We start from the raw sequence: 7,823 nt of genomic DNA, 5'->3' as shown, positions 1-7,823 counted from the left end.
GGGCCGGAAGGACCGGGCGGGGTCCTCCCGGCACCGGAGCGTCAGGTTTTGATCAGGGTCACCTGCACCGTCTCACCTGGGCTCTGACCGGCCGTGTTGGCGAACCCGACAGTGAACGTCACGTCGAGTCGACCGGTCTTGACCAGGGTCTGCCGGTACGCGGGCGCCACCGTCACGGTCACCGTCACCGTGTTCGCCTTCGCCACCTGCCGGCTGACCGTCGCCACCTTCTCCCCGCTGAGGGTGAGGGTGCCGGCCGTGTTGACCGTCGCGGTGAGCGTCGCCGTACCCGAGACGGGGTCGGCCTGCACCGAGTCGATCCGTACGGTCGGGGCCGGGGTCGCCGGGTCGACCGTACCGACGATCGGCTTGGACAGCGTCGACTGCCCGGACGAGTCGACGACCATCGCCTGGAATTTGACCTGCTTGCCGGCGTCCTTCGCCGCCGGTGTCCAGTCGAACAGGTAAGGGGCGGTGGTGGTCGTGCCGACCAGGGTGCCGTTGACGAACAGGCTCGTCGAGGCGATGGCGAAGTCGTCGGTGCCCCGGATCAGCGGGTGCACCGTCGACCCGACCTGGAGCACCGCGCCGCGTCCCGGGTCGGCCACCTCGGCCGTGGGGGCGGCGTCGGCGACCCGACCCACCGTGGTCGGCACCGCCGGTGGCGGGGTCGGCCGGCGCTTGGTGACGGTGACCGTGGCGCTGCCGGTGCCGTCCACGCCGGAGATCGCCTCGATGCCGGTGGCCGGGACCGCCGGCCCGCCCGACACCGGCTGCCCGCTGCCGAGGTAGCTGCCGGTCAACGCGAACGGGGCGCCCTCGCGTACGGCGGTGTTGTCGGCGTTGGCGTTGTAGACGGCGAACCCGTTGCCGGTGAGCACGTTGCGGGTGCCGGTGAGCGCCCCGGCCGTCTCGGTGCCGGCGTCGGTGAGCAGGATGCCGTACGACCGCGACGGCGCGGGCGCGAAGTAGTTCCCGGTGATCCGGCTGGTGTTCACGAAACCGTCAGTCCCGCTGGTGTACGCGATGCCGGTCTGCGGGAACCGGCTGTTCGGCTGGCCGGTGACCACGGTGTCGGTCACGTACCCGTGCTGGCGGATGCCGGAGCGGACGGTGGTGTCGGGGGTGCCGTCGCGGCCCCGCGCGCCGTCGAAGAGGATGCCGCCCGACTGGTAGCCGCTGACCACGCTGCCGGTGACTGTCACCTCGCTCTCGACGGTGCCGGTGCCCGCCCCCCGGATGATGCCGGCCTTGACGATGCCCCAGCCGTGCGGGTGCGCGGCGAGTTCCTCGTCGGTGGTCGCCACCCGCAGCGGGCCGACGACGCTGTCGGCGACCCGGCCGGCCGCGCCGAAGAACGCGATGCCCGCCTCGGCCCAGACGTCGCCGGAGGTCACGGTCACGCCGGAGAGGTCGAGGAACATCTCGTTGGTGTCGGTGGAGCCGAGCGACTGCCGGGACACGGTGATCACGTTGCCGCCGCCGTCGCGCAGGTACGGCTGGTCGCCGGCCAGGTTCCCCAGCGACGGGTCCGGCATGATGGTGACCTTGTCCGCGCCGGCCCCCTTGATCTTCAGCGGCTTGGTGATGGTCAGGCCGTTGCGGGCACCGGTCTGCACCGGGTTGGACGCGTGGTTCACCGGCGTCGACGACTCCCGGTAGACCCCCGCGCACACCACGATGGTGTCCCACGGCGAGGCGAAGTCGACGGCCCGCTGGACGGAGGTGAAGTCGGCCGTCGGGCATTGCTTGCGGTCGTCGTCGACCGTCCAGGTGGTGTTGCCCTGCGGGTTGGCCACCGGGTCGACGAGCGCGACGGTGCCCGGGGTGTTGTCGTAACCGGCGAGGTAGGTCGCCGGGTCGGGGCCGCCGAGGGCGGACGGGCCGTGACCCGCGCCGTCGGCCCGGTCGCCGTCGGACAACAGGGAAGCCCCGGCGTCGGATTCCTGGAAGCGTACGTCGGCCAGCTCGATCGAACCGGACTTCGGCAGGTCACCCGCCCCGAACCGGAGTTCCAGCTTCGCCAGCGCGCCGACGTCGACGCCCTGCGCCGCGAACTCGGCCAGCGGAACCCGGATCTGGTCCAGGACGATGTGGGTGTTCGGGGTGTTCGTGCCGGTCGACATGTGCAGGGCGTTGCCCCAGCGGGGATCCCCGGCGTCGACGGTCCCCTCGTGACCGGCGGCGTCGCGCAGCGCGATGACGAACCGCTGGGTGGTCGAGGCCGGGTCGTACGACGTGGGCTTCTCGTTGGGCCAGACCGGGTTGGTCGGGGTGCCGTTGACGGTGGTGTCCCGGGTGTTGTCGCCCCGGTTGTCGGCACCCGGGTTGCGGGTGTCGAAGAAGTTCACGGCGGCGCTCATGGCCAGTGCCTTCAGGTGCCGTACGTCGGCGGACGCGGCCGGGATCGCGGCGGTCAGCGACGCGGTCGAGCCCGGCTCCCAGGCGAGGGTGAGCTGTCGGCCGTAGGAGTGGTTGATCGGGCTGTTCTCCCGGGTGCCGTTCTGCCCGCCGAGCGCTCCCGCCGCCGGCAGTGGGCAGGGCTTGGCGGCGGTCGGCAGCCCCGTCTTGCCAAGCTGTGCCGGGGCGAAGTCCTGCGGCTCCGGGTTGCACCAGTCGTACCCGCCGGGGGTGCTCGCCGGTTTCGGGGTGACCCCGGCGGCCTGCGCGTACGGGTCGGCGAAGCCGGTGCCGGTCAGGGTGCCGCCGAGGGCGTTACGGGTGAGCGGGTTGTTCACCTCGGGCCGGATCACGTCCACCCGCTCCTGCGGGGCGGCGAAGTAGCTGGTGTTGACCCGCTCGTTGCAGGGAATCGCCGTGCCGGACGGGCTGGCCGGGCAGGCCGACGCGGGGACCTGGAGCCCACCTGGGGTGTTCGCCAGCTCGCCGGTCAGGTAGGGCTGGAACGCGCCCTCGCCGCCGACGTAGCGCCGGAAGAACGCCGCCATCGTCGCCAGGCCCAGCTTCTCCTGGTCACCCATCCGTGCCGCGTCACCGGAGAACTTGGTGTTCACGGCCGGGTTCAGCGGGTCGGAGTTGTCGATCTTGTAGTTCAGGTCCGGGTCGGTGTAGCTGGCCGCGCCGCTGAGCCGCAGGTTGTTCGGGTGGATGTTGTTGGTCGCGAACGGTGCCGAGTTGCCGCAGGCGGCGTCGTTGTTGGCCTGACCGTCCGCGCCGCCGTCGGCGTACCAGACGGTGTTGTACCAGTTGTGGATCGCGCCGAGGTGCTCCACCTGGATGCGGGGGAAGGGGTCACCCGGGTTGACGTACTGGCTGCGCTCGAACAACCGCGCGCCCTGCAGGTTGGAGACGTCACCGTCGCACATCGGCAGGATCGTCAGGTACGGCATCCCGTACGGGGCCTTGCGCTCGTAGTCCACCGGGGCGAGCGAGATCACCCCGCGCAGCGGGTAGCGCGGGCCGTCGGTGCGGATGCGGTTGTAGTCGATGAAGCTGGACACCGCGTCACCGCCACGCGAGTGGCCCATCAGGCCGATGCGGGTCAGGTCGAGGCGGCCGGCGAGCGTGGTGCCGATGGTGGTGTGGGCGTCGACCGGCAGGCCGCCGGGGCGGTTCGCCGCGCTGAGCGCGTCCAGGGTCGCGGCGATGAGCATCCGGCGGCTGTGCATGCCTTTGCCCTTGTTGCCGTCCTGCCGCATCATCAGCTGGTCCTGGGACAGCGAGAAGGTGGTGTAACCCCAGGTGGCGAGGTTTTCCGCGAGGTAGGCGTAGCCGTTCTCGTTGTGTTTGAACTGGGCGCAGGTGAGCTGGGCGGTGTCCTGACCGGAGTCGCACGAGCCGTGGTTGCCGTGCACCAGGACGAGCACCGGCGACGGCGTGGTGCGGCGGGTGAAGTCAGGTGTGTACAGCTGGCCCCGGATCTCGATCCGTTCCGGGGCCTGTGCGGTCCCGGCCGTCGGGTCGGCGCCTGAGGAGTTCGGCTCCTGGATGCCGGCGAGGCCGAGTTTGGCCTCCTGGACGGCCTGGTGGCCGAAGGGGCCACGGGCCGTCGGGTCGGGCAGGTCGGTCGTGGACGCCGGGGGCGGCGTGACCGCGGTGGGTGACGCCGCGGTGGCCGGCCCCGCCAGGGCCACCGGGGCCGTCACCGCGACGATCACCGAGAGGAGCACGCGCATGCTCCTCGATGTTCGTACCTTCAAAGGTTTCTCCTCGGAGCGAGATTGAGCGTTCAACGGTCGCGAACGCTAACCAGCCCTCGTTTCTCCGAGGTTTCCGTCGACAGCCGTTTTCCGGCTGATCGAATACAGTCCTACCAGGGGATATGCGCCCACGGCGGCACTCTCGCGGCAACTCTGGCACGCAGGGCCCCGGCCTTCTCCCCGGTGCGTTTCCGGGCCCCGCAAGGGCGGGTGCGTGGGCGCGATGGGGGTCGTGGACATCGGTGGAACGGGCCCCGGAGAATCGGTGCCGTCGCTGTCGGTGAGCGGAGGCTTCGCACTACCGGGGGTGACGGCTCCACGGATTACGGATGGGTTGCTAACCACCCAACGCGGTGATCAAGGGCAATTAGTGCGCCGCCGCGTGGACGCGGCCAAGGGGCGCAATACGGACAGGTGTCCGATATGCCGGCGCGATCCGCGCGATTTTTCCTGCTGAGTGACCAGACAGTGATGCAATCGAAACATGACTATTGGTGGCGAGGTCCGGAGCCGGTAGCATCCATATTCGTGACAGCCGTTGGACGGCATTGTGCCGGCGGCGTCACGAGTGGCTGTCGACCATTTGGTCGAATGCTGCCCAGGATCTGCCGGCCCCGGTACCGGGCAACTGTGGCCGAGCGGTCCGTCCCGCTTTCGGCTCGCCGCGGAGCCGTGTGAACGGTGGCCGGTGCCCCGATTCGGCCGGGCCCCGATCTGGAAACAAACATTCATGGCGGCTGCGCCAGAACGAGGGAGAAATGGTTGCCATCCGGCAGGTCTCGGCGGACCAGAACAGCGAGTTGGCCGCCTGCGTCAAAGCCTGGCGGCACCGGCTTCCGCCGGATGACCACCAGGTCGCCCGGAGGCGTCGGGGACGCCGGTCCAACGTCACCCAGGAGGAGGTCGCGGAACTGGTCGGGGTGAGCGTCGTCTGGTACAGCAACCTCGAACGCGGCGTACGCGCCAACTACTCCGACGCCTTCCTCGACGCCGTCGCCGGGGCGCTGCGACTCGACCGGCACGAGCGGGAACTGCTGTACCTCCTCGCGATCGGCCGGATGCCCTCACCCGCACCGGCCGGCGCCTCCCCGACCGTCCTCGGCACCGCCCTGCGCCAGTTCGTCGAGGGGCAACGCTGGGCGACCTACGTGCTCGACCGGTACGCGCGGGTGGTGCTGCACAACGACGTGTGCGAGTCCTACTATCCCTGGCTGCGCACCGATCCCAGCTATCCACGCTGGCTGTTCACCGACGCGGACGCCCGGCGGCGGCTGGTCAACTGGGACACCGACTGGGCGGCGCCGCTGCTCACCCAGATGCGCATCGCCCAGGCGCTGCACCCGCAGGACACCGGGATCGCCGCGCTCGTCGACGCCTGCCTTCAGACCAGTCCCGAGGCCCGTTGCCTGTGGGCCGCCCACCCCCCGTCCGGGCGTACCCTGCGGTCGCGGCGCGGCATCCGGCTGGCCAGCGACCACCGCACGACCCTGGTCGACGTGGTCACCCTCACCGACCCGAGCACGAGCGACCTGCAGATCGTGTCGCTGATCCCGGTGGCCGAAGCCGCGTAGCCGCCGTTCCCGCATCCCCTCCGCCGTCGGTGAATTGCACCCCGGCCGGTCCGGCGCGCCTGCGGTGCCCGCCGGTCACGGGCCCCAACTGTCAGTTTAGGAAAGTGGCAATTTCTGGCCGCCGTCCGCACCGCCGGGCAGGATTCTCCACGCCGCTTCCGGAGGCTTTGTGGACTCCTGCGGCCATCGCTATGGACCGGAGGCGGACATGAATCCTTTCGACGATGCGGACGGCACGTTTCTGGTGCTGGTGAATGCGGAGTCGCAGCACTCGCTGTGGCCGGAATTCGCCGAGGTGCCCGCGGGCTGGACCGTGGCATGGGGGCCGGGCGATCGGGACGGGGCACTCCGGTACGTGGAGGAGAACTGGCAGGACATGCGGCCGAGAAGCCTCGCTCTCGCGATGGCTCGGGCCGATGACGCCGCCCTTCGTACCGAGTAATTGCACCCATTCGCCGTGGCGCAGCAGGTGCACCTTCTGTCAGGAGAGTTTCGTATGGCTGAGGACAATCGGCGCTGGCCGTTGAGCAGCGAGCAGCAGCGGCTGTGGTTCCTCGACCGGCTGACGCCGGCGAGTGCCGCGTACCACGTCCCGGTCTCATGGCGGTTGCGGGTCGACGTGCCGCTGCCGGCGGTCGTCGCCACCGTCGGGCGCCTGCTGGCCCGGCACGACGCGTTGTTCCTGGCCTTCGACGAGGTCGACGGCGAGCCCGTGCAGCGGCTGGTGTCCACCCGCGAGGTTCCCCTGACGGTCCACGACCTCACCGACCACCCCGCCGCCGAGCGCGACGCGCGCAGCGCCGAGGTGATCCGGGAGGTGTCCCGCGCCCCGTTCGACCTGCGCGTCGGGCCCCTGGTCCGGGCAGCCGTCTTCACGGTCGACGGCCAGGTACGGCTGCTCCACCTGACCTTCCACCACATCGCCGTCGACGGCCTCTCCCTGGAGATCATCGAACGCGAACTCGCCGTCGGCCTCAGCGACGCCGCCGGCCTCGGCGACGGCCCGCGGCAGAGCGACGCCGCCGGATCGAGCAACGCCGTCGGGGCCGGTGCCGCCGGCGGGTCGGGGGACACCGCCGGGTCGGCGGTGCCGGCCTACGTCGAGCACTGCCTCCGGCAGCAGCGGTGGCTGGCCGGACCGCAGGCGCAGCGGGAACTCGACAGCCGCGTGGCGCAGTTGCGGGGCGCGCCGGAACTGCTCGAACTCGGGCGGGACCGCAACCGGCCCCGGGACTTCAGCTATCGCGGGGAGACCCTGCGGTTCACGGTGCCGCCGCAGTTCCGCGACCGGGTGCGGGAGCTGGCCGGCCAGCACGGGGTCACGCCGTACGTGGTGCTGCTGGCGGCCTTCACGGTCTTCCTGCACCGGCAGAGCGGCCAGACCGACGTGGTCGTCGGTTCGCCGGTCGCCGGCCGGGGGGACAGCCGGTTCCTGGACGTGGTCGGGTTGTTCGCCGGCACAATGGTGTCCCGTACCGACCTGAGCGGCGAACCGACGTTCGGAACCGTCGTGGCGCGTACCCAGGAGTCGGTGCTGGCCGCCCTGGAACACCTGGACGTGCCGTTCGACCACCTGGTCAACCGGCTGGTGCCGCAGCGGGTGCCGAGCCACGGCCCGCTCGTGCAGGTGCTGTTCGCGTTCCACGAGAACGGGCCGGGCGCGGTCGGCGGGTCGTTCCTGAGCCGCGAGTTCGTGCCGACGGACACCGCGAAGCTGGACCTCACGTTCACCGTCTACGACGTCGCCGGCCGGTACGACGTCGAGATCGAGTACTGCACGGACCTGTTCCTGCGCCCCACGGTCGAACACTTCTTCCGGCACTGGTCGAGTCTGCTGGGCAGCGCCCTCGACCGGCCTGACCTGGCGATCGGGCAGCTCGCGGCGATGGACGACACCGAGCGGGAGCTGGTGCGGTCCTGGACCACACCGTCCCCGGTGGACCTTCCCGACGGCGAGTTGGTGCATGAGTTGGTGGGTCGGTGGGTGGGTGTGTCGCCGGGTGCGGTGGCGGTGGTGTGTGGGGAGGTGGTGTTGACGTATGGGGAGTTGGGGGTGTTGTCGGATCGGGTGGCGGGGTTGTTGCGGGGTTTG

At 70.7% G+C, this 7,823-nt stretch carries 4 protein-coding genes; 3 read left to right on the top strand and 1 reads right to left on the bottom strand.

What is annotated here, in order from left to right; translation table 11 throughout:
- Window positions 1-41: 41 nt before the first annotated feature.
- Window positions 42-4,136 (bottom strand): Ig-like domain-containing protein, encoded by a 4,095-nt coding sequence (locus tag ACOJTC_RS09920; RefSeq protein WP_420116633.1) that lies wholly within the window; start codon window positions 4,134-4,136, stop codon window positions 42-44.
- A gap of 782 nt (window positions 4,137-4,918) precedes the next feature.
- Here ACOJTC_RS09920 and ACOJTC_RS09915 point away from each other — a divergent pair.
- From ACOJTC_RS09915 to ACOJTC_RS09905, 3 genes are all read left to right on the top strand, one after another.
- Entirely contained in the window at window positions 4,919-5,731 is an 813-nt protein-coding gene (locus ACOJTC_RS09915; RefSeq protein ID WP_204927303.1) for a helix-turn-helix domain-containing protein, read from the top strand.
- Between the two features lie 208 nt (window positions 5,732-5,939).
- Window positions 5,940-6,173, top strand: a complete 234-nt coding sequence (locus ACOJTC_RS09910; RefSeq protein ID WP_204927302.1) for an MbtH family protein — start codon at window positions 5,940-5,942, stop codon at window positions 6,171-6,173.
- A 54-nt stretch (window positions 6,174-6,227) separates the two neighbouring features.
- A partial coding sequence (locus tag ACOJTC_RS09905; protein ID WP_420116632.1) for a condensation domain-containing protein occupies window positions 6,228-7,823 on the top strand: 1,596 nt, incomplete at its 3' end.

Origin of the sequence: Micromonospora sp., from assembly GCF_048594385.1 — a bacterium.
Lineage (GTDB): Bacteria > Actinomycetota > Actinomycetes > Mycobacteriales > Micromonosporaceae > Micromonospora > Micromonospora wenchangensis.
Note: the sequence above shows the minus strand (reverse complement) of the source record. Positions and strands in the feature narration are given on the sequence as shown.

Excerpts from the sequence above, each read along its gene's own strand:
- ACOJTC_RS09910 (WP_204927302.1), top strand. The coding sequence starts at position 5,940 with ATGAATCCTTTCGACGATGCGGACGGCACGTTTCTGGTGCTGGTGAAT.
- ACOJTC_RS09915 (WP_204927303.1), top strand. The coding sequence starts at position 4,919 with ATGGTTGCCATCCGGCAGGTCTCGGCGGACCAGAACAGCGAGTTGGCC.
- ACOJTC_RS09920 (WP_420116633.1), bottom strand. The coding sequence starts at position 4,136 with ATGCGCGTGCTCCTCTCGGTGATCGTCGCGGTGACGGCCCCGGTGGCC.